This window comes from Undibacterium sp. GrIS 1.8 (assembly GCF_040544445.1).
Taxonomy (GTDB): Bacteria; Pseudomonadota; Gammaproteobacteria; order Burkholderiales; family Burkholderiaceae_D; genus Undibacterium.
Genome location: NZ_JBEONQ010000057.1, coordinates 1 through 23966, shown reverse-complemented (window position 1 = coordinate 23966; position 23966 = coordinate 1). Strand labels below are relative to the sequence as shown.

Here is a 23966-nt window from a genome sequence, read left to right as displayed (position 1 = left end):
TCTACCTGATCTTATTCAATTCTCTGCCTTCAAACTCCGTACTCACTTCTTGTGTTTCACTATCTTTCTTACCTCTACTTCCCCGCCTCTCGACGAGAGCCGAACTATAGCAAACTACACCTCCCTTTGGCAAGCGCTTTCCATTCATATTTTATAAATCGTTTGAATTAATAGAATGGCTTACTGATTCTTAAAGTTGGCTGGACGCTTTTCTATAAAAGCTTTCATTCCTTCTTTCTGGTCTTCCGTACCGAAGCTACTATGAAACAAACGGCGCTCATATTGCACACCTTCTGCCAGCGTTGTTTCATAAGCGCGATTGACGGAATCCTTTACCATCATCACGATCGGCAAAGACATTGAGGCGATCACGGTTGCCGCTGCCAATGCCTCTTCCAATAATTTATCCAGCGGTACGATACGAGAGACCAAGCCCGCACGCTCCGCTTCAGCCGCATCCATCATCCGCGCAGTCAAGCACATGTCCATCGCTTTAGATTTGGAAATCGCCCGTGGCAGTCTCTGGGTTCCACCAGCTCCAGGCAAAGTCCCCAACTTAATTTCCGGCTGACCGAATTTAGCATTTTCAGCGGCAATAATAAAATCGCACATCATTGCGAGTTCACAGCCACCGCCCAGGGCATAACCTGCTACGGCTGCAATCACCGGTTTGCGAATTTGACGTATTTGCTCCCAATTGCGCGTAATGTAATCGTTCTTATAAGCATCCATATAAGAGTAATTCGCCATTGCACCGATATCAGCACCCGCAGCGAAAGCTTTCTCACTACCAGTGATCACAATACAACCAATGGCCTCGTCTTTATCAAACGCTTTTAAAGCAAAACCTAACTCGTCCATCAATTGGTCATTTAAAGCATTCAGTGCCTTGGGCCGATTTAAAGTAATGACACCGACTTTATCCTTGGTCTCAACGATGATATTTTGGTATTCCATACAATCTCCTGATTTATTTGAGAAAAGTTTGAGAAAAAATTAGTTCACTGACTTAGGTAATAGTAACCAAAGCATGCCGCGCTGCTTCATACGACCGGCAAGTTCACCTGCCTCGCTACCAAAACCCCAAAAAAAATCTGCCCGCACGGCGCCACGAATCGCACCACCAGTATCTTGTGCCATCACCAGCTTCTGAAGAATCCTGCTGCTATTCGGCTGAGTCGTGGATAAGAATACCGGTGCGCCAAGCGGTAAAAATTGCGCATCGATCGCAATAGATCGCTGCGCAATCAAAGGAACACCTAAAGCACCTTTAGGTCCGATACTAGGATCAGCAATTTTTTCCTCTTTGAAAAATACCACGCTCGGATTGGCGTTCAACAATTCATCTTGTCGGGTCGGATTTTTTATTAACCACTCTTTAATCCCTTGGGCTGGAGCCTGTTCTAATTTTAGTTCACCCTTATCGACTAAATAGCGCCCTATCGACTTATAAGGATAGCCATTCTGGTCGGCATAAGCGAGACGAACAGTCTCGTTGTTGTCCTCTAAAACTACTCTACCAGAACCTTGGATTTGCAAAAAGAAAGCATCAATTGCATCGTCAACCCAAACCAGTTCTTTGCCAGCCAAAGCCGGGAGGCTATCCGCACGGGACGCATAAGGCACCACTTTATTCCCGACCAAGCGACCACGCAGACGCATATTTTTAAGCTCTGGATATACGCTAGACAAATCTATCGTCAGCAAGTCCGGCGGAGTACGATATAACGGGGTTTGATAGACGCCGCCACGTTTTCGAGAACCACGCAATAAAGGTTCGTAATACCCCGTCACTAAACCTTCATTCGTACCATCTGGATTAAACACTTGATGCGGCGTGAAAAATGCTTCGAAGAATACCCGTACGGCACCGTTATCTTTTCCATCGACATCTTTAGCGATCGTGCAAGGCTCTTTCCATTCCGGTTTATGGCGTAACGCTGAACAGGAACTTAAAAAAGCTGGCCAGGCTTCGGTCAGATTGTCTTGCTGCCACCCCGGCACATCATTAAAACTGACTGGCTTAAATAAGTCGCTAGGCTTGGTCGCAACAGGCGGGATAACAACGGCAGTAGCGCTACCGGGTGGTGTAGTCACCGCCGGTAGAGGTACTTTTTTGATCGGTGTCGAGTTGCACGCTGCCAGCAATACAGCAACAGCGGTCAGGGGTAGAATGGCGGAAAGTTTGAACATGAGGAAAACAAAATGTGGTTATTAGGATTAGAAGCTTGTCTGGCGATGTGTTTATTAATTTTTATTGTCTGGTGGACAATGTTCCAGGGGCAAAGACCTCATGCACCGCCAACAAAGGTCGAACAAAAAACAGAGCTAGAACCGGAATCAACAACAGTCTCAGAACCAGAATCAAAAAATTAAAGTCAATGTAAAGTGCGCGGCAAAGATAAAACAAATTCAGGAATCGCTACCTCGAACTGATGCGCATCTTCTGCTACGCAAAAATAACTCCCCTTCATGCTGCCCTGTGGCGTCTTTAACTGACTGCCGCTGCTGTATTCAAAACTTTGTCCTGGCTGCAAAAATGGCTGATGGCCAACAACGCCTAGCCCCTTTACCTCTTCAATATAATCATTGGCATCGGTAATAATCCAATGGCGCGCGATCACTTGCGCTGCCACGGTACCAATATTTTTGATCGTCACTTTATAAGCAAAGACAAAACTGTTGTGATCAGGATTCGATTGCTCAGCAACATATTCTGTGACGACGGAAACACTCATTTCGTAAGCGGACATAGTTTTCTTTGAATAATTTTTGATTGGTTGATTTTCAGGCGATCAGCTTACACGTTCTCATCAGTTTTCATCCGGCTGGCCTAATAAACCTGACGCAAGTTCGCATCTTACAAAATCGCGAGAGCCATCAGAGTAAAATAGCGCATCCCAACTGCATACTTATTGATGACACTCACGCCATGACTATTTATCGTATCGCTCCCAGCATCCTCTCCGCCGATTTTGCCCGTTTGGGTGAAGAAGTCCGCAATGTTGTCGCCGCTGGCGCCGACATGATTCATTTTGACGTTATGGACAATCATTATGTGCCAAATCTCACGATAGGACCTTTAATCTGCGAAGCGATTCGCCCTCATGTGCAAGTCCCGATTGATGTGCACCTGATGGTAAAACCCGTTGACCGCATTATTCCTGATTTTGCCAAAGCGGGTGCAAATCTGATCAGCTTTCATCCCGAAGGTTCAGAACATATCGACCGCAGCCTGCAATTAATCCGTGATTGTGGCTGCAAAGCAGGTTTGGTGTTTAATCCCGCCACACCCTTGCAAGTCTTAGAAAATGTCATGGACAAGCTGGATCTGATTTTGTTGATGTCCGTCAACCCCGGCTTTGGCGGCCAGTCTTTTATTCCACACACATTGAAAAAGATCGCTGCCGTCAGAAGGCTGATTGATGAATCGGGCCGCAATATTTTGTTGCAAGTAGATGGCGGCGTCAAAATCGACAATATCGCTGAAATAGCCAGGGCGGGCGCCGACACCTTCGTTGCGGGCTCTGCAATTTTCGGCAAACCCGATTACACCGCAGTCATCAATGCCATGCGCGCTGAATTGGCGACAGTGTAAATATTTATAAAACATAGTGTCCAATCATTCTGCGGCTCCCAGACCAATATCGGGCTGAAAGCCGCAGAGTGATTGGACGTCTCATTTCGCTATTTTATGCTGAAAAATATCAAAGCCGTCATCATTGATCTTGATGGCACCATGATCGATACCGCGCCAGATTTTCTGGTTGCGATTAACCGGATGCGCGCCGAACTATCACTATCGCCCTTAGACATCACCACCATTACTAATTTTGTCGGAAAAGGATCGGAGAATCTGATCCATAGAGTACTGGCGGTGGGCTTTGATCAAGAGCAAATCGCCACTCATTTTGAAGCAGCAATGGCTGCTTATCAGCGCCATTATCTTGCCATTAACGGCGACTACAGCAAGCTCTATCCCAACGTAATTGAAGGATTAGCAGCCATGCGCAGCCTTGGATTACGCATGGCTTGCGTCACTAATAAACCCGTCAACTTCACCACGCCGCTGCTATTAAAGAAAGGTTTAGCCAGCTATTTTGAGATCGTCTATGGCGGCGACTCTTTCCCGCGCAAAAAACCCGATCCGATGGCGCTGCTAAAAGTGTGTGCTGATTTTGATTTACCTCCTGCGCAAGTTCTGGCTATTGGTGACTCTTCTAACGACGCCCAAGCCGCACGTGCAGCGGGTTGCCCGGTGTTGCATGTACCCTACGGCTACAACCATGGCGAAGCTATACAAAATATTGACACTGATGGTATAGTCCAAAACTTATTGGAAGCGGCCACATTAATTTCCACATAAGATTCGATAAAGATTCACCCGAATTCACCTAACGTTCAACCACCTAAGAATGTTTCTTACTATAAAACGTTTCGCAATCACACTAGGCTCTTTTGAGGCCTGGCTATGGCGACGCTGGCAATCTACCTGATTCCGCGCAGGCGTCTGCTCGCCATATCCTTGAGCATGTGCCTGAAACCGTTTTTCCCATCCAGTCTTATCCGCCTTCATCCTCGAATTGCATAGAGGCGGCTGAAAGCACATCATGACCGAACTCGAATTTAAATCGCTGGCCGCGCAAGGCTACAACCGTATTCCTATGATCGCGGAAGCGTTCGCCGATCTGGAAACGCCTTTAACTCTCTATCTGAAACTGGCACAAACCCAGAACACAGGCAAGAATACCTTCCTGCTGGAATCGGTGATGGGAGGTGAGCGCTTTGGCCGCTACTCCTTCATCGGTCTGCCGGCCAACACCTTGATACGTAGCTACGGCAACCGCAGCGAAGTCGTCAAAGACGGTAAAGTGATCGAAACCGTAGAGGGAAATCCGCTCGAATTCATCGCCGAATTCCAATCGCGCTTTAAGGTGGCACTGCGTCCAGGATTGCCTCGCTTCTGTGGAGGACTAGCGGGCTATTTTGGCTACGATGCGGTGCGCTATGTCGAAAAACGACTGGAACACAGCGCCCCAAAAGATGATCTCGGCTTGCCTGATATTCAATTGCTGGTGACAGAAGAACTCGCCGTGATCGACAATCTGTCTGGCAAATTGTATTTAATCGTCTATGCCGATCCGACTCAGCCCGAAGCCTGGTCGAAAGCCCGACAACGTCTGCGCGATTTACGCGCCATGTTGCGCCGTAGTGTTGATGCTCCCGTCACATCCGCATCAGTCCGAACAGAATCGATTCGTGATTTCGCCAAAGCTGATTATCTGCAAGCCGTCGAAAAAGCCAAAGAATACGTCATGGCTGGCGATCTGATGCAAGTACAAATCGGCCAGCGTATACGTAAGCCTTATGTCGATTCGCCGCTGTCACTGTATCGCGCATTACGCTCGCTGAATCCATCGCCGTACATGTATTTCTACAATTTTGGCGATATGCAAATCATCGGTGCGTCACCAGAAATCTTGGTGCGTAACGAACAACTCAGTGACGGCAATAAAAAAGTCACCATACGCCCGTTGGCAGGTACACGACCACGCGGCAGTACGCCAGAACTCGACGCACAACTCGCCAAAGAATTACTAGCAGATCCAAAAGAAATCGCCGAGCACGTCATGCTGATCGACCTCGCACGCAACGACGTCGGCCGTATCGCGAAAACTGGCAGCGTCAAAGTGACTGACCAGATGGTGATCGAAAAATACTCCCACGTACAGCACATCGTCTCCAACGTCGAAGGCATTCTGCAAGATGGCTTATCGAATCTTGATGTGCTAAAAGCGACCTTCCCTGCTGGCACTTTATCCGGCGCGCCCAAGGTCAGAGCCATGGAACTGATCGATCAGCTAGAGCCGACCAAGCGCGGCATTTACGGTGGCGCTTGTGGTTACTTATCCTTCGGTGGTGAAATGGATTTGGCCATTGCTATACGTACTGGTGTTTTAAAGGATGGCATGCTGCATGTACAGGCGGCTGCGGGAATCGTCGCCGACTCCGTGCCAGAAATGGAATGGCAAGAAACCGAAAACAAAGCACGCGCTGTTTTACGCGCGGCAGAACAAGTGCAAGATGGCCTAGATGGAGAGATATAAATGTTACTCATGATCGACAACTACGATTCCTTCACCTACAACCTGGTGCAATATTTTGCTGAGTTGGGCGAAGAGATCCGCACCTATCGCAATGATGAAATCACGCTAGATGAAATCGCCGCGATGAAACCCGATCGCGTCTGTATTTCTCCCGGCCCTTGCACACCGCATGAGGCTGGTATCTCGGTGCCTTTGATCGAACGTTTTTCCGGGCAACTTCCGATTCTTGGCGTGTGCCTTGGGCATCAAAGTATCGGCGCCGCCTTCGGTGGCAAGATCATTCGCGCTAAACAGGTGATGCATGGAAAAACGTCGCCGATTGCGCACACTGGTGTCGGTGTGTTCAGCGATTTGCCTAGCCCGTACATCATCACGCGCTACCACTCACTGGCGATTGAACGCTCAAGCTTACCCGCCTGCCTGGAAGTCACCGCTTGGACAGAGGACGGCGAGATCATGGGCGTGCGACATAAGGAATTTGATTTGCAGGGTGTGCAATTCCATCCTGAATCAATTCTGTCTGAACATGGTCACGCGCTGTTAAAAAACTTTTTGATCGGAAAATAAGATGACCATCTCCCAACAAGAAGCGTTGACGCGATTGATCGAACACCGTGAAATTTTTCACGACGAAATGCTATATCTGTTCCGCAAAATCATGGGCGGCGAAATGTCTCCTGTGATGATCACCGCACTGACCATGGGTCTGCGGGTGAAGAAAGAAAGCATAGGAGAAATCACCGCAGCGGCGCAGGTCATGCGCGAGTTCTCCACCAAAGTCCCGCTGGCAAACACTACAAATATGATCGACATTGTCGGCACCGGTGGCGACGGTGCTCATACGTTTAATATTTCTACCGCATCGATGTTTGTGACTGCTGCGGCAGGCGCGCGTGTCGCCAAGCATGGTGGTCGCAGCGTATCGTCATCCTCCGGTAGTGCAGACGTATTGGAATCGCTGGGTGTGAATATCAATTTGCAGCCAGAACAAATTGCTCAATCCATCGCGCAAACTGGTATCGGCTTTATGTTCGCACCGAATCATCACGCTGCGATGAAACACGCTGCGCCGGTGCGCAAAGAACTTGGCGTGCGGACGATTTTTAATATCCTCGGACCGCTGACCAATCCAGCTGGCGCACCTAATATTTTGATGGGCGTATTCCATCCCGATCTGGTCGGTATTCAAGTCCGCGTATTACAACGCCTCGGTGCACAACATGCGCTGGTGGTGTGGGGACGCGACAATATGGATGAAGTTTCGCTCGGCGCCCCCACTATGGTTGGCGAACTGGTGAATGGCGAAATCCGCGAATACGATATTCATCCAGAAGATTTTGGTCTGAACATGGTCTCCAATCGTCAGCTCAGAGTATCTGGTGCGGAAGAATCTAAAGCTAAAATTATGGAAGTCATGCATAACGTACCTGGGGCTGCGACTGATATCGTGAGTCTGAATGCCGGTGCCGCACTGTACGGCGCGGGCATCGCCGACTCCATCGCCGATGGCGTCAAAAAAGCACAGGCAGCTATCGCCTCCGGCGCCGCCCTCGCCAAGCTGGAGCAATTGGTGCAGGTCACACAGCGACTAGGTAAAGGGACGTAATCGTGTCAGATATTCTGAATAAAATTCTGGCGGTCAAAGTCGATGAAGTCGCTGCTGCTAAAAAATACCAATCGTATGCTAGCCTGCGTAACGAAGTCGAAAGCGATACCGAAGCACGTGCAACGATACGCGGATTTGAAGCCAGTTTGCGGAATAAAATCAGCGCTGGTCAGGCAGGTGTAATTGCTGAAATAAAAAAAGCTTCACCGTCCAAAGGCATACTTCGCGCCGACTTTAAACCTGCTGATATCGCGCTCAGTTACGCAGACCACGGTGCAGCTTGCTTGTCTGTGTTGACTGATGAGCAGTTCTTCCAGGGGGCACCCGATTATTTAAAACAAGCGCGGGCGGCTTGCAGCATTCCCGCTCTGCGCAAAGACTTCCTGATTGATCCTTATCAGGTCTATCAAGCTCGCAGTTGGGGCGCGGACTGTATTCTATTGATTGTATCGGCACTCGATCACGGCCTGATGGCAGAACTCGAAGCCTGCGCGCATGAGCTAGGCATGGATGTACTGGTAGAAGTGCATGACGGTGAAGAACTCGACGCCGCATTAAAACTGAATACTAATTTATTAGGCATCAACAACCGTAACTTGCGCACCTTTGATGTGACGCTGGATACGACGATCGGTTTATTGCCACGCATTTCGTCAGACAAATTAGTCATCACCGAATCGGGCATCATGGGCAGCGCCGACGTCAAACGCATGCGTGATGCCAACGTCCACGGCTTCCTGGTTGGAGAGGCATTTATGCGGGCAGAAAATCCGGGACTGGAATTGCAGAAGTTGTTCTTCTAAATTATGTAATTTGATTGTCCAATGATAATGCGGCTTCTGGCGTATTTTTGGCCTGCGAGGCGCAGAGTCATTGGACGATTAATTTTGAGAACTTCTGTGAATTTTAAAAAACTCTCGCGCTCCAGCAAAGCCTGATTTCAAATCACCGCGATCACCAACATAGCAAGTCAATAAAAAAGGCAGAGCTCATCAACGAGTTCTGCCTTTTGCTTACCGCTAATTTAAAAAATATTACTTCGCTGCAGCATCCTTCGCCACTTTAGCAAAATCACCTGCACTGATCACTGATAAATTGACCGTTTTCAGGTTCTGGCGCAAAGCATCGTTGACTTTAGCTAACGACAACGCTGCAACTTTAGCCTCTAAGTCTTTATCGTAAATCATTGTGCGACCGATATTGAGGTCACTTGCCAGACGACGCGCCAGTTGTAAATCTTGCGTGCGCACTACTTCTGCAGATTGCTTCCAGCCTTTTTTGGCTTCGGCTAACTCATCTTCAGTAAATCCATCCGTCAGCGCTTTTTGCACTTCTTCACGCAATGCAGCTTCTACTTTGGCGGTGTTTTGCGGCGCGCTGATGGCGTAAGCCAACCAGAGTCCGGCGGGTTCGCGTGCTGGTACGTTGAGTTGTGAGCCTACGCCGTAAGATAAGCCTTCTTTTTGACGGATACGGTCGGCCAGACGACTATGCAGTGCGCCACCGCCCAAGATGTGGTTAGCCATTAACAAGGCTGGGTAACTTTCTGAGTCATCTTTGATTGGCAAAGGCTGAATAGCGATCAAAAAACTATTCGCTTTGTCTGGGGTTTCCAACGAGACTTTGGCACCAGCGACCGGTTTGACAGACGCAGGAATACGCACATAGTTTTGAGTCGATTTCCAGTTATCAAACAGGCTGGTCAATTGCGTTTTTAATGCTGTCGCATCAAAATCACCGACGGCAGAAACAGTCGCATTATTCGCACCATAAAACGCTGTGTGGAAGGCTTTGATCTCTTCCAATTTGACTGCTTTGGTATCGGCCAATTGTGTCTGCAAGCTACCGACATGGCGTACATGGCCTGCAGGCGTCGCGTCGATCAGGCGAGACATACTATTGAATGCCAATGCTTGTGGCTCTGGAATACTTTGCTCTACACGATTGATTGCTTCCAGTTGCTTCTCTTGGAATTCTTTGGCAGGGAAGGCAGATTTTTTCAACACCTCTGCTAGCAAATCAAGCGCCGCTGGCAAGTTATCACGTGTGGTGGTGGCTGTCGCCGTGACACGCTCAGCAGTACCACCAATATTGACCTGCGCTTTGAGTTTATCGAAGGCGTCTTTGATCTGCTCACGTGACATACGATCTGTGCCGCTCATCAGCATGCTGGCAGTGAATACACCTGCCTGTGTTTTACCTTTGAGGCTTTCATCCGCGCCGAGATTCAATTGCATCACGACGCTGACGGTAGCACCCTTAGTTTTTTTGGACAGCAAAGCTGCCTTCAAGCCGCCAGGTAACGTAAAGCGTTGGGTACGTGCCTCGATATTGGCAGGACTAGGATCAAAGCTCTCGCCCTGCGCGACAACTGCACGACCGGTGTAGTCTTTGACCATCGCCATCACATCCGTTTTAGCCGGCACGTCAGTGCGATCAACGGTGTCTGTTGGGATAAAGCGACCCAAAGTACGGTTGGTTGATTTCAGATATTTAATAGCGGCCGCCTGGACTGTTGCGGCATCCATTTTTTCCATCTGATCACGTTGCAAAAAGAACAGGCGCCAATCACCGGCAGCCATTGATTCTGTCAAGGCGACTGTCAGGCGCGCTGTGTCTGCCGTCGCCAATTCAATACTCTTGTCTATCTGTTGCTTGGCGCGGGTGACCTCGGCATCGGTAATTGGTTGCGACTTCAGGTCTTCCAATACTTTTAACATCGCGTCTTGAGTCTGATCCAGATTGCCATCTTTCGCTACAACGGCACCGAAGATGCGGAAGCCTGGTTCAAGATTGCTGACGCCTTCGTACTCCAGACGAGTTGCCAATTTGGTTTCTATCAAGGCTTTATACAAACGTCCGCTTGGCGCATCGATCAGAATACGTCCCAGAATATTCAGCGCGACTGCATCTGGATGACCCGACGGTGCAACATGATAACCAGCGCCGATAAACTGCGTGCCACCGCTGCGACGTACTGTCACAGCGCGTTCGCCATCCTGTGTCGGCTCTGCTGTGTAAGTTGGTTGTAAGATACGATTTGGTTTTGGAATACGGCCAAACAAATCATTGATTTGCTTCAAGACTTTGGCTTCATCAAAACGGCCTGCCACCATCAGTACCGCATTGTCTGGCTGATAGTAATTTTTGTAAAAAGCGCGCAGGCGAGGAATGTTGACTTGCTCAATATCTGAACGCGCACCGATGGTCGATTTGCCGTAATTATGCCAATCATAGGCAACTGCCTGAATACGTTCAGTCGTGACACCGATCGGGTCACTTTCGCCCATTTCAAACTCGTTACGTACGACCGTCATTTCGCCTTTATTGGTCTTGGGATTCCACAGATCATTTTGGTCGATCGCCGCGTTGACCATACGGTCCGCTTCTAACGCTAACATCTGACGCAAGTTGTCGTCGTTAGCGGGGAAAGTAGCGTAGTAATTAGTACGGTCATACCAGGTGGTGCCGTTAAATTGTGCGCCTGTGGAATTCAAAATTTCGACCGGTGTTCTCGTCCCTTTTTTAATACCAAAATTAGCGCTTGGCTTAAACATCAGGTGCTCAAGCAAATGAGCCATACCGGTTTCGCCATAGTTTTCATGACGTGAGCCAACCATATAAATAATATTAGTGGTCAATGTCGGTTTGCTGGCATCCGGGAATAACAAGACGCGCATGCCGTTGGCAAGGCGGTATTCAGTAATACCTTCGACCGAAGTTACTTTAACGGCGGCAGCGCGACTAACTTTGGGTTGTGGCGCACTATCTTCTGGTGTAGCGCAATAAGCGAGGCCTGGAGACAAAATACCGGCGCTGAGCATGAGTGCAGTAATCAATTTCACGAAAAATTTTCCTTTAAAAGAACCGAAGATGCAAAATAAGCCATAACGTAAGCTTTTGCAATCATGATTTAAGAATTGTCGAATACTGCTGTCTAATAATGCAATTCAATCAGCGTTTCTAAAAATCCCAAAACCACTGTCCAATATAAATGCGCCTTCCCAGCACTTTTTGGCCTGGGAGGCGCATTTATATTGGATAAGCTATTTCTGGGAACTTCTGATTTTTTAAGATCAGTGTAATTTAATCCGAGGATTGCGCACCCTATCAATTGTTTCCGCCCAGGTGGATAGCCATGTATGAAACAAGCCATTGACAGCAACTTGGTGGTTCTTATGCAGTGACCAATACATCCATTTGGCGAGAGTACCTTCAATGAAGACCGAGCCATTTGCCAGTGCGCCCATTAAACTGCCGACAGTGGTGTAGTTACCTAATGAGACCAGAGAACCATAATCTTTGTAGGTAAACTCTTTTAGCGATTTTCCCTGCAACATCCGGCTTAGAGAATCTGCCAGCAGACTTGCTTGCTGATGCGCAGATTGGGCGCGGGGCGGGACCGTCGGCAAACCCTCGCCTTGCGGGCAGGCGCAACAATCACCCAGCGCAAAAATCGATGTATCACGTGTGGTTTGCAAAGTCCGGTGAACGACTAACTGATTGATGCGGTTGCTTTCCAGACCGTCCAGATCTTTTAAAAATTCTGGCGCTTTAATGCCAGCTGCCCAAACAACAATACCACTAGGGATAAATTTTCCGCTGGACATGCTGACACCTTCTTTGGTGACTTCTACCACACGTTCGTTGGTATGCACTTCTACTGCGATACTGCGTAATTCGCGGGCAACTGCGTCGGATAAGCGCTCTGGCAGCATCTGTAACAAACGCGGAGCCGCATCCACGATGACGATTTTTAAATCTTTTTCCGGATGAAAATTAACCAGTCCGTAACTAGATAAAATCTTAGTCGTCATGTGCAGTTCGGCAGCCAGTTCCACCCCCGTGGCACCGCCACCGATGATCGTTACAGTGAAGCGCCCTTCACCGGATTGCCGCGCTTGTGTTTGCGCACGTAAGCAGCAATTGACTAGCTTTTGGTGGAAGCGTTCTGCAGCGGGAAGCGAGTCCAGCATGATGCTATTGTCACGCGCACCCGGCGTACCAAAATCATTGGTCTGGCTACCTAACGCAATCACCAGACTATCGTAAGCAATCGCCTGACGCGGCAGCAATTCACTACCATCTTCATCACAGGTCGCGGAGAGATAAATTTCTTTCTTCTCTCTGCTCAGACCATCCATACGCCCTAAGCGAAACTCAAAATGATTCGAGCGCGCCAGTGCGAAATACTCGCGCTCGTCCGCATGACTGTCCAAAGTGCCTGCAGCGACTTGATGCAATAAAGGCTTCCATAAATGGGTGCGGCTGGCATCAATCAAAGTGATGATTGCTTTCTTTTTTTTACCTAATTTTTTACCGAGCCTGACCGCCAACTCTAAACCACCTGCACCGCCGCCGACGATCGTGATTTTATGCAAACCGGCTGCTTGATTTTTTGCTTGACTTTCTGTGTTGCTCTTTACTTGGATAGTACTCACTGCAGCTCCTTAAAGTTAAAAACATATTTCATCCTTGACTGATTAATACCTACTGGAAATCAGTGATGAAATAGGCTTTAAAAAAGACTTTAGGAGCGATCAATACGCAGGTGAAAATTAGGATCAGATAAAAATTGATACGCCAAAGTAAGTCAAGGCTGCTATTTATCGACAACTATACACAAAGATAATTACAAATTAGCATCTCTATAATTTTATGCCGTTTAAACAGAATGACGAAGGCCGTTTTTATGAAGTATTCAAAAAACCAAACTATCATTAAGTCAACATAGATAGATAAAAATATTCTGATTTTAGGTCAAGTATTTTGCTAATTATTTAGGCACATTTCAGGTAAAATACTTTTCCTTGGCGATTTGGCTTTTCGCTACTCTCTACCCCAAATTATCTCTACTATGCAAATTGGACCCCATCAATTGCGGAATAATCTTTTTGTCGCGCCCATGGCTGGCGTGACGGACAGACCGTTTCGCCAGCTCTGCAAAGAACTGGGTGCTGGTTATGCGGTGTCTGAAATGGCGGCGTCTAATCCAAAGTTGTGGGATACCGAGAAGTCTTCGCGCCGTACCAATCACGAAGGTGAGATGGAGCCAAAAGCCGTTCAGATCGCCGGAGCAGATCCGACTATGCTAGCTGAATGTGCCAAGCATAATGTGGACCGAGGTGCGCAGATTATTGATATCAATATGGGTTGCCCAGTCAAAAAAGTCTGTAACGCCTGGTGCGGTTCGGCTCTGCTACAAAATGAAAAACTGGTCGCTACGATTTTAGAAGCGGTTGTCAATGCAGTCGATGTGCCAGTCACGTTGAAGTTTCGTACTGGCTGGGATCGAGCCAATAAAAATGCCTTGAATATTGCACGCATTGCCGAATCCGCAGGGATCGCCATGCTGACGCTGCATGGGCGTACTCGTGCAGACGGCTATAAAGGCGATGCGGAATACGAGACTATCGCCGCCGTCAAAGCAGCGGTCAATATTCCGGTAGTTGCCAACGGCGATATCACGACACCAGAAAAAGCCAAGTATGTTTTACAGGTGACAGGTGCAGACGCGATCATGATAGGCCGCGCGGCACAAGGACGACCGTGGATATTCCGCGAGATCGAACACTTCCTGAAAACCGGCACTTATTTACCCGCGCCGATGGTGTCGGAAGTCAGTCGTTTGATGGATGCACATTTACGCGCTCATTACGCTTTCTATGGTGAGTTTATGGGAGTAAGAACGGCGCGCAAACATATAGGTTGGTACGTACAAGATTTAGTTGGTGGAGAAGATTTTCGTCAAGAGATGAATTTATTGACCTCATGCGAAGACCAGTTAGATGCAGTAAAAATGTTTTTTGATCGTCAGACCAGCGAGCGGTTACAATACCGCCCCTCCGAAGAAAAGTTGGCAGCGTAGTTAATTTTTTCTGTTTTCATCTTCGTCAAAAGCGAAAGAGAAACAGTAGGAATTTAAGAAAAAACGTATTCAACAAGAATAAGTCAAACAAGCACTGATAGAAAATTAAAAGCATGAGCAAAGATAGCATTCAAGAAGCCGTTCACAAAAATTTGGAAAAATACTTCCGTGATCTGGGCGAACAACCTGCCTCCAATATTTACGATATGGTCGTGTTGGCTGTAGAAAAACCAATGTTAGAAATGGTCATGACCCGAGCGGAAAGCAATCAATCACAAGCAGCAGATATGCTGGGCATCAATCGCAATACTTTACGTAAAAAGTTACAGCAACACGGCTTGCTGTAATAGCCAGCTAGCACCAAAGGCGTGGGCAGATGTTGCAACGCCTGATCTGTTTTTGCTACCGAATTCTTCCACTTCACAAGCTCCTTAGCTCCTTATCATGATCAAACAAGCTCTCATCTCCGTCTCCGACAAGACCGGCATTCTTGAGTTCGCACGTGCGCTGTCCGGCATGGGTATCAAGTTATTGTCCACCGGTGGTACGGCAAAATTATTGGCTGACAACGGCTTGCCAGTAACCGAGGTTGCTGACTACACCGGTTTCCCTGAAATGCTGGATGGTCGTGTAAAGACTTTGCATCCGAAAGTCCATGGCGGAATTCTGGCGCGGCGTGATTTTCCAGAGCATGTAGCAGCATTAGAAAAGCATGGTATTCCGACCATCGATATGGTGGTCGTCAATCTGTACCCGTTCCAGCAAACCGTTGCCAAAGGCGAATGTTCTTTGGAAGACGCGATTGAAAATATCGATATCGGTGGTCCAACGATGTTGCGCTCGTCCGCCAAGAATCATAAAGATGTTGTGGTGATCGTTGATCCTAGCGACTACCAGGTCGTACTAGATGAAATGACCGCAAATCAAAACGTCGTCAGCTACGATACTAAATTCACGTTAGCGAAAAAGGTATTTGCGCATACCGCACAATACGATGGCGCGATCACCAATTATCTGACTAGTCTCGGCGAAGATAAAACGCATGCGACTCGCAGCAGCTATCCACAAACGCTGAATCTGCATTTTGAAAAAGTACAGGAAATGCGTTACGGCGAAAATCCGCATCAGTCCGCTGCGTTCTACCGCGATCTGATTAGCCTGGATGGGTCACTGGCGAATTACACGCAATTGCAAGGCAAAGAACTATCGTACAACAATATCGCTGATGCAGATGCCGCTTGGGAATGCGTCAAATCTTTCGCGGAATCCGCTTGCGTGATCGTCAAACATGCAAACCCGTGCGGCGTTGCCTTAGGTGCGACTCCATTTGAAGCCTATAGCAAAGCCCTGCAAACAGACCCGACTTCCGCGTTCGGCGGCATCATCGCCTTTAACCGCGAGCTTGACGGTAAGGCGGCTGAGATTGTTGCCAAACAATTTGTTGAAGTCCTGATCGCACCGTCATTCACCGCCGAAGCAAAGCAAATTTTTGCGGCAAAACAAAACGTGCGTTTGCTGGAAATTTCTTTGGGTAAGGGCATCAATACCTACGACCTGAAACGGGTTGGTGGCGGCCTGCTAGTTCAGGCACCAGATTCTAAAAATGTAGGCCCTGAAGAATTACGGGTAGTCTCAAAACTGCAACCAACACCACAACAAATGGCAGATATAATGTTTGCATGGCGCGTTGCCAAATTTGTGAAATCAAATGCCATCGTCTTCTGTGGCAATGGCATGACACTCGGCGTTGGTGCTGGTCAGATGAGCCGTATTGATTCTGCGCGTATTGCATCGATCAAAGCACAAAATGCTGGCTTGACGCTGACCGGTTCAGCAGTAGCATCCGACGCGTTTTTCCCGTTCCGCGATGGCCTTGATGTAGTGGTCGATGCGGGTGCCACCTGCGTGATTCATCCAGGCGGCTCTATGCGTGATCAGGAAGTCATTGATGCGGCGGACGAACGCGGTGTTGTCATGATTTACACTGGTATACGTCATTTCCGTCATTAATACGGCATTCATGCATCCCTTCAAAAATCATCCCTTGCACGTCGTCATTAGAAGGTTGTCATGCGATCGATTTTTGGAGGTGCCGCGATGAAAATTCTCGGCATAGACCCCGGTCTGCGCACTACCGGCTTTGGCGTCATCGATAAACAAGGTAGCAAGTTAACCTATATCGCTTCCGGTACGATTAAAACGGCAGACGAATCCTTGCCAGAACGGCTCAAAACCATTTTGCTCGGCGTTTCTGAAATCATTAAAACCTACCAGCCCGATTGCGCAGCGGTAGAAAAAGTCTTCGTCAATGTCAATCCCCAGTCAACGCTGTTATTAGGACAAGCCCGCGGAGCGGCGATCTGCGCTTTAGTGAGTGCCGACCTCACCGTAGCGGAATATACGGCGCTGCAAGTCAAACAAGGCGTGGTCGGTCACGGCAAAGCAAAAAAAGAACAAGTACAAGATATGGTGCAACGGCTGTTGAGCTTGTCTGGCATGCCTAGCACTGATGCGGCGGATGCATTGGGTGTTGCGATTTGTCATGCGCACAGCGGCGATACTTTAGCGATGCTCGGCAAACTTGCACCCGCTTTAGCAAAAAAAGGCTTACGAGTACGTGCAGGTCGCCTGATAGGATAGGTTATCATTACTGCTTATTTATACAGTAATGCGCGTTGTGATTATGCGCTGCAATTCTGTGCTGCAATTTTCCTCCAAGTTAAGCTAGCTAAAAGGGCTGCCATGATAGGTCGTATCGCAGGTATTCTGCTCGAAAAAAATCCCCCTCAGTTATTGGTTGACTGCCAGGGCGTCGGTTATGACGTTGACGTCCCAATGAGTACATTTTATAACTTGCCTGCGCTAGGCGAGAAAGTCGTCTTGCTGACGCACCTTGCCATTCGCGAAGATGCGCATGTTTTGTTTGGCTTTGGCAGCGCAGAAGAACGCAGCACGTTTCGGCAGTTAATCAAAATCAGTGGTGTTGGGGCACGCACTGCTCTATCCATTTTGTCTGGCATGTCAGTCAGTGATCTAGCGCAGGCGATTACTTTACAAGAAGCAAGTCGCCTAACTCGCGTCCCGGGCATAGGCAAAAAAACTGCCGAGCGTTTATTACTGGAACTCAAAGGTAAGTTGGGTGCAGATATTGGTGCCAGTGCTGGCGGCATTGCAATGCACGACCATCAGTCCGACATACTCAATGCCTTGTTAGCGCTGGGTTACTCCGACAAAGAAGCCTTGCTGGCGCTGAAGACTTTACCGGCTGGCACCGGCGTTTCTGACGGTATTAAGCTGGCCCTGAAATCTCTGTCGAAAAGCTAATCCATCATGAGCATCCAAACCGATAACTTCAGTAGCACGAACAACCTGAGCGACACCCGCATCATCGCGGCGACACCGGCATCACCGAATGAAGAAGCGATCGAGCGCGCGCTTCGTCCCAAACAATTAGATGAGTATGTAGGACAAGAAAAAATCCGCGGTCAGCTAGAGATCTTTATCACCGCTGCCAGACAGCGCAAAGAAGCACTCGATCACACGCTGCTATTCGGTCCACCAGGCTTAGGCAAAACCACACTGGCACACATTATTGCGCGTGAAATGGGTGTCAATTTACGTCAAACCTCGGGCCCGGTATTAGAGCGCGCAGGAGATTTAGCCGCTCTATTAACCAATCTGGAAGCAAATGACGTCTTGTTTATCGACGAGATTCATCGTTTGTCGCCTGTGGTGGAAGAAATTTTATACCCGGCGCTGGAAGACTATCAGATCGACATCATGATCGGTGAAGGCCCCGCAGCACGCTCGGTTAAACTGGATCTGCAGCCATTCACCTTAGTTGGTGCAACTACCCGTGCGGGCATGTTGACCAACCCCTTGCGCGACCGTTTTGGCATCGTGGCACGCCTAGAATTTTATACTGCAGAAGAATTAACCCGCATCGTGACACGCTCGGCGTCTTTGCTTAACGCCCCTATCAATCCCGATGGCGCGTATGAAATCGCTAAACGTGCGCGTGGCACACCGCGTATCGCCAATCGTCTGCTGCGTAGAGTCAGAGATTATGCAGAAGTAAAAGGTAATGGCGACATCACCAAAAATATCGCCGACGCGGCACTCAAAATGCTGGACGTTGATAGCGTCGGATTTGATGTAATGGACAGAAAATTACTGGAAGCCATTTTATTTAAATTTGGCGGCGGCCCGGTCGGCCTAGACAATGTGGCGGCAGCAATCGGCGAGGAGCGCGATACGATCGAAGACGTGTTAGAACCTTATCTAATACAACAAGGCTATTTGCAGCGCACCCCTCGCGGACGCATCGCAACGCCATCAGCCTATGAGCACTTTGGGGTTGCAGTACCTAGAACCAATCCTAATGGTGAGCTTTGGGGAAGTTAGATACGACTAAGACTTTAGCTAGCTCAGCCGAGCAAAAGCTTGATAGCTGGCGTGTCGCAAAAAAGTTATTCCAGTCAATGAAGTATTTGACTCCCTTAAAAATAATGAGCTGGACTCGTCATGCCAGCGCGTACGAATCAAGCAAATTCGTGCTTAAATTAATATACTCCCCATAATTTTCATAAAAATAAGCCTAATGAGCAGGATACACTTGGACGATTAAATATACACCCAGTGAGTATATATTTATCGATCGAACTCATTACTAACGTGAAGCCTGATGACAAGGATAAATTTAACTACAAATTCTTACCCCTTAAGCATCCAATCTGCATACTCAGGGCAATGTAGACATTAAACCAAATTGTCGTGATAAAACTAATCGAGTGATTTGGAGCAAGCCCTGAGGTAGCTTTTTTAGCTTCGGTAATTTTTTGCAAAAGATATCCCCCCTTTATATTGCCCATTGGCAAAAGTGGTACGCACTGAACCGCAGTAAGCTAGGCATCCCTCAGTTTTTTTGCCTCACATGTAGCTTGCAGCTTGCGAATTCAGTGCTCCTCGCCCACAATAAGGACTCCCTAAAAACTTGGCGCTATCATGCTGATGTCCTCCCAAGCCGATCGCTATGCTCAACAATTTCTGGATGCGCGTGCTCACGCCAGAACTCTCGCTCCTATCTCATCAAATTCCGCAATAAGTATTGCAGACGCCTACGATATTGCTAAGAGCTTAGATAATATTCGTACTGCTGAAGGCGAAGTTCCGGTTGGCAGAAAACTGGCGTTCACTAACAGAACATTGTGGTCAAAGTACGGACAAAAAGAATCCATTCATGCGCCAATCTGGACAACTCTGTTTGACAGTACAGTACGGTATCTTGATGATGTCCACACATCGCAAGACCTCAAAGGTGCGCTACAACCGCGGGTAGAACCAGAAGTGGTTTTTAAGCTGGGCCGCACGCCTGCTGCCGATGCGACGATGGATGAACTGGCCGATTGCCTGGAATGGATGGCGCATGGTTTAGAAATCGTCGTCAGCCCCTACCCTGATTGGAAATTTGAAGCAGCTGATGCCATCGCCGCCTTCGGCTTGCACGGCACTTTGCTGATCGGTGAGCCGCGCATGCTGTCGAGCGCGACGCGTCACCATTTAGGCCCGGTACTGGCCAATGCGAGCGTCTCTCTGTCTTGTGATGGCTCTTTGCGTAGCGCAGGCTTCGGTAGCAATGTTCTGGATAGTCCGCTTCATGCGATCTGGCATTTGCATCAATTACTAAAAACACAAGCCCAATTCTCACCGCTCACCGCCGGAGAAATTATAACGACTGGCAGCTGGACTGATGCTTATCCGGTATTACCAGGAGAAACCTGGTTTACTGCGTTCTCTGGAGTGCCGCTACCTGGCTTATCAGTCTCTTTTGTTTAAAGTAAATATGATCATAGTTCATCACTTAAACAATTCACGGTCACAACGCATTCTCTGGTTATTAGAAGAATTGGGTGTGGAGTACCAGATCAAGCGATATGAGCGCGATCCCCAAACGATGTTAGCACCGGCATCCTTGTTGGCGGTACATCCGCTGGGTAAATCACCAGTGATTACCGACGATGATTTGACGATTGCAGAATCCGGCGCGATTGTTGAATACTTGATCAATCGCTATTCCAATGGACGACTGGTTCCTGATCGCGACTCCAAAGATTATTTGCGCTATATTTACTGGTTACATTTTGCTGAAGGCTCAGCTATGTCGCCCCTCTTAATGAAATTGGTGTTTGATAGGATAGAACAAAGTCCGATGCCATTTTTTGTGAAGCCGATCGCCCGTGGCATAGCGCAAAAAGTAAAAACCAGTTTCATACAACCACAAATCACTCGCCATCTGCATTATCTGGAAACAGAGATCTCTGGCACTGGTTGGTTCGCAGGTAGCGAATTTAGTGCTGCAGATATGCAAATGAGCTTCGTACTAGAAGCATCAGCTGCACGCGGAGGCCTCAATAACACAAGTCATCCCAAATTAATGGATTGGCTACAGCGAATACATGCAATGCCATCATATGTTCGCGCCTTAGAAAAAGGCGGCGCTTACAAATTGCTCGGCTAAGCATCTTTAGTGTTTAACCAGGCTGAAAGGCTGCGAAAAGATTTATTCAAAATCAATAAAAAAGCACCCGAAGGTGCTTTTTTTATTACGGCTAACTAAGCAGACCTAAGTCTGCAAAGTATTAGAAACGATGACGAATACCAACGTTGACCAAGCTATCTGTCTGACCATTTGCAGATGCCATACCACCAGCATTTGAATTTGCGTCATTAGTTGTACGAGCATAGTTTGTGTACAGGTTAGTACGCTTAGACAAAGAGTAAGTACCACCAATTGCAAACTGTTGACCTTTACCAGCACTAGATACTAATTCGTTAGTAACGCGAGTATAAGTGGCGATCAAGCTAGCTGCCCCGAAAGGAAGCGTTGTACCAATCATCCATTCTTTATTATCTACAGTATTTAAGTCATTGGTAGTTTTACCATATGCAGCGTGCAATTTTGCTATGCTGAAGTCATATATACCACCTAAAAAAACGAGTTTAGTAGCATTGCTTGCTAAATCACTAGCTTTGTTGTATGCAACCGCAACTTGCACAGGACCATCGGCATATATACCAGACAAACCAATTTGACGGTTTGCAGATGTATTACCTGCTTGCTCACCAAAAGTATAGGCAACAGAACCAGTAAAGCCGCTTAAGTTATTTGTAGAATAATTTACAGTATTGTTAGTACGGAAGGGGGTACCAAACAATCCGAGAGTACCAGCCGTAGAAGTGCCTTGGCCAGCTTGAGCACCGCCACCTGTGCTGTTGAAACCAGCATCCCATGGATCAATAGTATCTGTCGCAATGAAGATAGGGGTGTATTGACGCCCCATATTCACAGAACCGAACTCACCTGACAAACCAACCCAAGCTTGGCGACCGAATGCTAAACCGCCTTGAGAAGATGCACCAGTATCAGCATTAACACCCATCTCCAGTTGGAAATTTGCTTTTAAACCGCCGCCCAAATCTTCAGTACCTTTAAAACCAAGACGTGAACCGGATTGGATACCACTATCCAGAGCTGTGATACTGCCAGTGTTCCCACCACGATTCTCATGTTGCAAAGCCATATCCAATACACCGTAGATAGTAACGCTAGATTGAGCGTGTGCTGAGCCTGCAACTGCTGCCAATACGGCCAGAGCTAATAATGATTTTTTCATTGATATTTCTCCAAGGGTTTTAATATTAATCAAACTACATCAAGCTAGTTTCATACTATTAAATCAATTATTTAATAGTATGAAATAGCTAATACTTCAAAAATTTTATTACTGCTACAAAGAAGTTAACGTATTTGACCAAAATTAAAGGCGGACAGCAAAGCCAAATCAGCTTTTATCAGGGTGCAAAACGGCAAACGTCGTTAATAAACAACGGAAAATTAATTAATTAACAATAATTAAGCCGCATATAGCTTCGCCGTAGTCAATGCCAAAACAAAAGGAGTCTTATTGAATAAGACTCCCCAAGCGTACTGATTAAGCAATTTTTTTGATGTAATTCATTGTTTATTTATTAAAACAGATGTGTGATACCTACAGATAAACCTGTCTGTTTAGTTTGTGTACCGATTTGAAATATAGGACCACTCAATTTTCTAGAATCAGCTTCCACATAAAAGTTAGTGCGCTTTGATAATGCATAAGTAGCAGCAACAACTAGATTTTTACGAGATGAATCGACAGTCGTTGTCGCAGATGTTGGGATAGTTGCATCCGTAACATAATATGCGCCAGTCAATTCAATTTGTGGACTGATGTTGTAGTTCACTCCAGCCCAGTAAGATTTTTGATCCTGATCAATTTTCACTGCAGTTTCTTGCTTTTCTTTAACAAAGCCAGCAGTAACACGCCATCCATCGCCCTTGTACCCAGCACCAACGGTATAGTATTTGTTGATAAACCCAAGGATATTAGTAGACATGTAAGTACCGCCAAAATTTACCGGGCCAGTCGCGTAAGATGCAGCGATCGACTTGACAGTATTACGGCTAGTATCACCAGCAACTTCGCCCAAAGCATATTCAGCGCTCAGTTTTACACCACTGAGTATCGCTGTGTACTGGATGTCGTTATTGAAACGAGTTGCACCACCGCCACTGAAAGTCGCTGGGAAGAACAATGCGACACCAGCTACTGGGGACGTAATAGCAGGGAATTTATAGCTAAACGGCTCATAAGTACCAATAGTTTTAAAAGCTAAAGAGTATTGACGGCCTAAATCGATATTACCGAAATCACCTGTTACACCAACAAAAGCGGAGCGGTTAAACATAACGCCTGCGCTGTCCAAGCTACCTGTTGCCGTGTTAAAGCCAGACTCCAATACGAAGTGAGCATTCATACCGCCGCCCAAATCTTCAACGCCTTTAAAACCCAAGCGATTGGAGTTGTAAGTACCGTTTGAACCCATAGTGATTCTACTGTTACCAGCAGCATCAACGTTTGTTACGCTGCGAATACCTGCATCAATAGAACCATAAACCGTTACGGATGATTGTGCCGAAGCAGTAGCTGCAAATGCGCTGAGAACTGCAAATGCTATAAGCGTTTTTTTCATTTAGTGTGTCTCCAAAATTTTTGGTTTTATAAAGGTTACTGATCTCTACCAGTTTAATTTTAGGTTGCCTCGGCTTTACTTTGGCCTCAACACCTTTCGTCTTAGAATCTGTACATATTGAAACAAATTAAGCCAAATTGGGCAAAGAGAATTTGCGAACGGTCGTGTTTAAACAAATTTAATGTGGCGCCTTCACAACAACGAAGTTTTTTTAACATATGAGCTTCTTGCAAAATACCCAAACCAGTAAAGTCGAGCATGGGTGTGGCCACTGTTGCGATTGGTTTTCTTGTTTGAAGCGGCACATGTGACA

At 47.4% G+C, this 23966-nt stretch carries 23 protein-coding genes; 15 read left to right on the top strand and 8 right to left on the bottom strand.

From position 1 onward, the window contains the following. Positions 1-180: 180 nt before the first annotated feature. Both AAKU64_RS19500 and mltA read right to left on the bottom strand, forming a co-directional pair. On the bottom strand, positions 181-957 hold the full coding sequence (locus AAKU64_RS19500) for an enoyl-CoA hydratase (protein WP_354333444.1): 777 nt from the start codon (positions 955-957) through the stop codon (positions 181-183). A 39-nt stretch (positions 958-996) separates the two neighbouring features. Continuing rightward, the gene (mltA, locus tag AAKU64_RS19495; RefSeq protein ID WP_354362734.1) at positions 997-2193 is read right to left on the bottom strand and encodes a murein transglycosylase A; all 1197 of its coding nucleotides are present in this window, start codon (positions 2191-2193) and stop codon (positions 997-999) included. A gap of 12 nt (positions 2194-2205) precedes the next feature. On the opposite strand from mltA, the gene AAKU64_RS19490 reads away from it, so the two are divergent. Then, positions 2206-2376 (top strand): hypothetical protein, encoded by a 171-nt coding sequence (locus AAKU64_RS19490; protein ID WP_354333440.1) that lies wholly within the window; start codon positions 2206-2208, stop codon positions 2374-2376. A gap of 2 nt (positions 2377-2378) precedes the next feature. Here AAKU64_RS19490 and apaG read toward each other — a convergent pair whose 3' ends face one another. Next, positions 2379-2753 (bottom strand): Co2+/Mg2+ efflux facilitator ApaG/CorD, encoded by a 375-nt coding sequence (gene apaG / locus AAKU64_RS19485; protein WP_354362732.1) that lies wholly within the window; start codon positions 2751-2753, stop codon positions 2379-2381. A 179-nt stretch (positions 2754-2932) separates the two neighbouring features. Here apaG and rpe point away from each other — a divergent pair, with 179 nt between their 5' ends. The 6 genes from rpe (at position 2933) to trpC (ending at position 8516) form a co-directional block, all read left to right on the top strand. Further along, entirely contained in the window at positions 2933-3598 is a 666-nt protein-coding gene (gene rpe, locus AAKU64_RS19480) for a ribulose-phosphate 3-epimerase (RefSeq protein WP_354333436.1), read from the top strand. A 96-nt stretch (positions 3599-3694) separates the two neighbouring features. Further along, positions 3695-4366 carry a phosphoglycolate phosphatase gene (locus AAKU64_RS19475; protein WP_354333434.1) on the top strand — a complete coding sequence of 224 codons (672 nt, stop codon included), beginning with the start codon at positions 3695-3697 and terminating at the stop codon, positions 4364-4366. A 244-nt stretch (positions 4367-4610) separates the two neighbouring features. Further along, positions 4611-6107 (top strand): anthranilate synthase component I, encoded by a 1497-nt coding sequence (trpE, locus tag AAKU64_RS19470; protein WP_354333432.1) that lies wholly within the window; start codon positions 4611-4613, stop codon positions 6105-6107. Then, positions 6108-6674 carry an anthranilate synthase component II gene (locus AAKU64_RS19465; protein WP_354333430.1) on the top strand — a complete coding sequence of 189 codons (567 nt, stop codon included), beginning with the start codon at positions 6108-6110 and terminating at the stop codon, positions 6672-6674. Position 6675: 1 nt separating this feature from the next. After that, positions 6676-7713 (top strand): anthranilate phosphoribosyltransferase, encoded by a 1038-nt coding sequence (gene trpD / locus AAKU64_RS19460; RefSeq protein ID WP_354362731.1) that lies wholly within the window; start codon positions 6676-6678, stop codon positions 7711-7713. A gap of 2 nt (positions 7714-7715) precedes the next feature. Beyond that, complete coding sequence (trpC, locus tag AAKU64_RS19455) at positions 7716-8516, top strand: indole-3-glycerol phosphate synthase TrpC (protein WP_354333426.1); 801 nt, start codon at positions 7716-7718, stop codon at positions 8514-8516. A 231-nt stretch (positions 8517-8747) separates the two neighbouring features. On the opposite strand, the gene AAKU64_RS19450 is transcribed toward trpC, so the two are convergent. Together AAKU64_RS19450 and AAKU64_RS19445 are read right to left on the bottom strand one after the other, a co-directional pair. Further along, the gene (locus AAKU64_RS19450) at positions 8748-11558 is read right to left on the bottom strand and encodes a M16 family metallopeptidase (RefSeq protein WP_354333424.1); all 2811 of its coding nucleotides are present in this window, start codon (positions 11556-11558) and stop codon (positions 8748-8750) included. Positions 11559-11789: 231 nt separating this feature from the next. Continuing rightward, positions 11790-13154 carry an NAD(P)/FAD-dependent oxidoreductase gene (locus AAKU64_RS19445; RefSeq protein ID WP_354362730.1) on the bottom strand — a complete coding sequence of 455 codons (1365 nt, stop codon included), beginning with the start codon at positions 13152-13154 and terminating at the stop codon, positions 11790-11792. Between the two features lie 416 nt (positions 13155-13570). Here AAKU64_RS19445 and dusB point away from each other — a divergent pair, with 416 nt between their 5' ends. The 8 genes from dusB (at position 13571) to AAKU64_RS19405 (ending at position 21098) form a co-directional block, all read left to right on the top strand. Continuing rightward, entirely contained in the window at positions 13571-14581 is a 1011-nt protein-coding gene (dusB, locus tag AAKU64_RS19440) for a tRNA dihydrouridine synthase DusB (protein WP_354333420.1), read from the top strand. Between the two features lie 113 nt (positions 14582-14694). Further along, positions 14695-14928, top strand: coding sequence for a helix-turn-helix domain-containing protein (locus AAKU64_RS19435; RefSeq protein WP_322120168.1), 234 nt, complete (start codon positions 14695-14697; stop codon positions 14926-14928). Positions 14929-15025: 97 nt separating this feature from the next. Then, positions 15026-16591, top strand: coding sequence for a bifunctional phosphoribosylaminoimidazolecarboxamide formyltransferase/IMP cyclohydrolase (purH, locus tag AAKU64_RS19430; protein WP_354362728.1), 1566 nt, complete (start codon positions 15026-15028; stop codon positions 16589-16591). An 87-nt stretch (positions 16592-16678) separates the two neighbouring features. Further along, complete coding sequence (gene ruvC, locus AAKU64_RS19425) at positions 16679-17221, top strand: crossover junction endodeoxyribonuclease RuvC (RefSeq protein WP_323493679.1); 543 nt, start codon at positions 16679-16681, stop codon at positions 17219-17221. 102 nt (positions 17222-17323) lie between these two features. Then, positions 17324-17905, top strand: coding sequence for a Holliday junction branch migration protein RuvA (gene ruvA / locus AAKU64_RS19420; protein ID WP_322120170.1), 582 nt, complete (start codon positions 17324-17326; stop codon positions 17903-17905). A gap of 6 nt (positions 17906-17911) precedes the next feature. Then, complete coding sequence (gene ruvB, locus AAKU64_RS19415) at positions 17912-18985, top strand: Holliday junction branch migration DNA helicase RuvB (RefSeq protein WP_322120171.1); 1074 nt, start codon at positions 17912-17914, stop codon at positions 18983-18985. Between the two features lie 600 nt (positions 18986-19585). Further along, on the top strand, positions 19586-20416 hold the full coding sequence (locus tag AAKU64_RS19410) for a 2-keto-4-pentenoate hydratase (RefSeq protein WP_354333415.1): 831 nt from the start codon (positions 19586-19588) through the stop codon (positions 20414-20416). A 7-nt stretch (positions 20417-20423) separates the two neighbouring features. After that, positions 20424-21098 carry a glutathione S-transferase family protein gene (locus AAKU64_RS19405; protein WP_354362726.1) on the top strand — a complete coding sequence of 225 codons (675 nt, stop codon included), beginning with the start codon at positions 20424-20426 and terminating at the stop codon, positions 21096-21098. A gap of 121 nt (positions 21099-21219) precedes the next feature. Here the strand turns inward: AAKU64_RS19405 and AAKU64_RS19400 are convergent, their stop codons facing one another. From AAKU64_RS19400 to AAKU64_RS19390, 3 genes are all read right to left on the bottom strand, one after another. Continuing rightward, complete coding sequence (locus AAKU64_RS19400) at positions 21220-22254, bottom strand: porin (RefSeq protein WP_354362725.1); 1035 nt, start codon at positions 22252-22254, stop codon at positions 21220-21222. A gap of 355 nt (positions 22255-22609) precedes the next feature. Further along, entirely contained in the window at positions 22610-23653 is a 1044-nt protein-coding gene (locus AAKU64_RS19395; protein WP_354362724.1) for a porin, read from the bottom strand. Between the two features lie 101 nt (positions 23654-23754). Beyond that, the coding region (locus AAKU64_RS19390; RefSeq protein ID WP_354362723.1) for a hypothetical protein at positions 23755-23966 on the bottom strand (212 nt) is incomplete at its 5' end.

What these genes read in the sequence shown, in the direction of transcription:
- AAKU64_RS19500 (WP_354333444.1), bottom strand. Translation starts at nt 957, where the DNA reads ATGGAATACCAAAATATCATCGTTGAGACCAAGGATAAAGTCGGTGTC.
- mltA (WP_354362734.1), bottom strand. Translation starts at nt 2,193, where the DNA reads ATGTTCAAACTTTCCGCCATTCTACCCCTGACCGCTGTTGCTGTATTG.
- AAKU64_RS19490 (WP_354333440.1), top strand. Translation starts at nt 2,206, where the DNA reads ATGTGGTTATTAGGATTAGAAGCTTGTCTGGCGATGTGTTTATTAATT.
- apaG (WP_354362732.1), bottom strand. Translation starts at nt 2,753, where the DNA reads ATGTCCGCTTACGAAATGAGTGTTTCCGTCGTCACAGAATATGTTGCT.
- rpe (WP_354333436.1), top strand. Translation starts at nt 2,933, where the DNA reads ATGACTATTTATCGTATCGCTCCCAGCATCCTCTCCGCCGATTTTGCC.
- AAKU64_RS19475 (WP_354333434.1), top strand. Translation starts at nt 3,695, where the DNA reads ATGCTGAAAAATATCAAAGCCGTCATCATTGATCTTGATGGCACCATG.
- trpE (WP_354333432.1), top strand. Translation starts at nt 4,611, where the DNA reads ATGACCGAACTCGAATTTAAATCGCTGGCCGCGCAAGGCTACAACCGT.
- AAKU64_RS19465 (WP_354333430.1), top strand. Translation starts at nt 6,108, where the DNA reads ATGTTACTCATGATCGACAACTACGATTCCTTCACCTACAACCTGGTG.
- trpD (WP_354362731.1), top strand. Translation starts at nt 6,676, where the DNA reads ATGACCATCTCCCAACAAGAAGCGTTGACGCGATTGATCGAACACCGT.
- dusB (WP_354333420.1), top strand. Translation starts at nt 13,571, where the DNA reads ATGCAAATTGGACCCCATCAATTGCGGAATAATCTTTTTGTCGCGCCC.
- AAKU64_RS19435 (WP_322120168.1), top strand. Translation starts at nt 14,695, where the DNA reads ATGAGCAAAGATAGCATTCAAGAAGCCGTTCACAAAAATTTGGAAAAA.
- purH (WP_354362728.1), top strand. Translation starts at nt 15,026, where the DNA reads ATGATCAAACAAGCTCTCATCTCCGTCTCCGACAAGACCGGCATTCTT.
- ruvC (WP_323493679.1), top strand. Translation starts at nt 16,679, where the DNA reads ATGAAAATTCTCGGCATAGACCCCGGTCTGCGCACTACCGGCTTTGGC.
- ruvA (WP_322120170.1), top strand. Translation starts at nt 17,324, where the DNA reads ATGATAGGTCGTATCGCAGGTATTCTGCTCGAAAAAAATCCCCCTCAG.
- ruvB (WP_322120171.1), top strand. Translation starts at nt 17,912, where the DNA reads ATGAGCATCCAAACCGATAACTTCAGTAGCACGAACAACCTGAGCGAC.
- AAKU64_RS19410 (WP_354333415.1), top strand. Translation starts at nt 19,586, where the DNA reads ATGCTGATGTCCTCCCAAGCCGATCGCTATGCTCAACAATTTCTGGAT.
- AAKU64_RS19405 (WP_354362726.1), top strand. Translation starts at nt 20,424, where the DNA reads ATGATCATAGTTCATCACTTAAACAATTCACGGTCACAACGCATTCTC.
- AAKU64_RS19400 (WP_354362725.1), bottom strand. Translation starts at nt 22,254, where the DNA reads ATGAAAAAATCATTATTAGCTCTGGCCGTATTGGCAGCAGTTGCAGGC.
- AAKU64_RS19395 (WP_354362724.1), bottom strand. Translation starts at nt 23,653, where the DNA reads ATGAAAAAAACGCTTATAGCATTTGCAGTTCTCAGCGCATTTGCAGCT.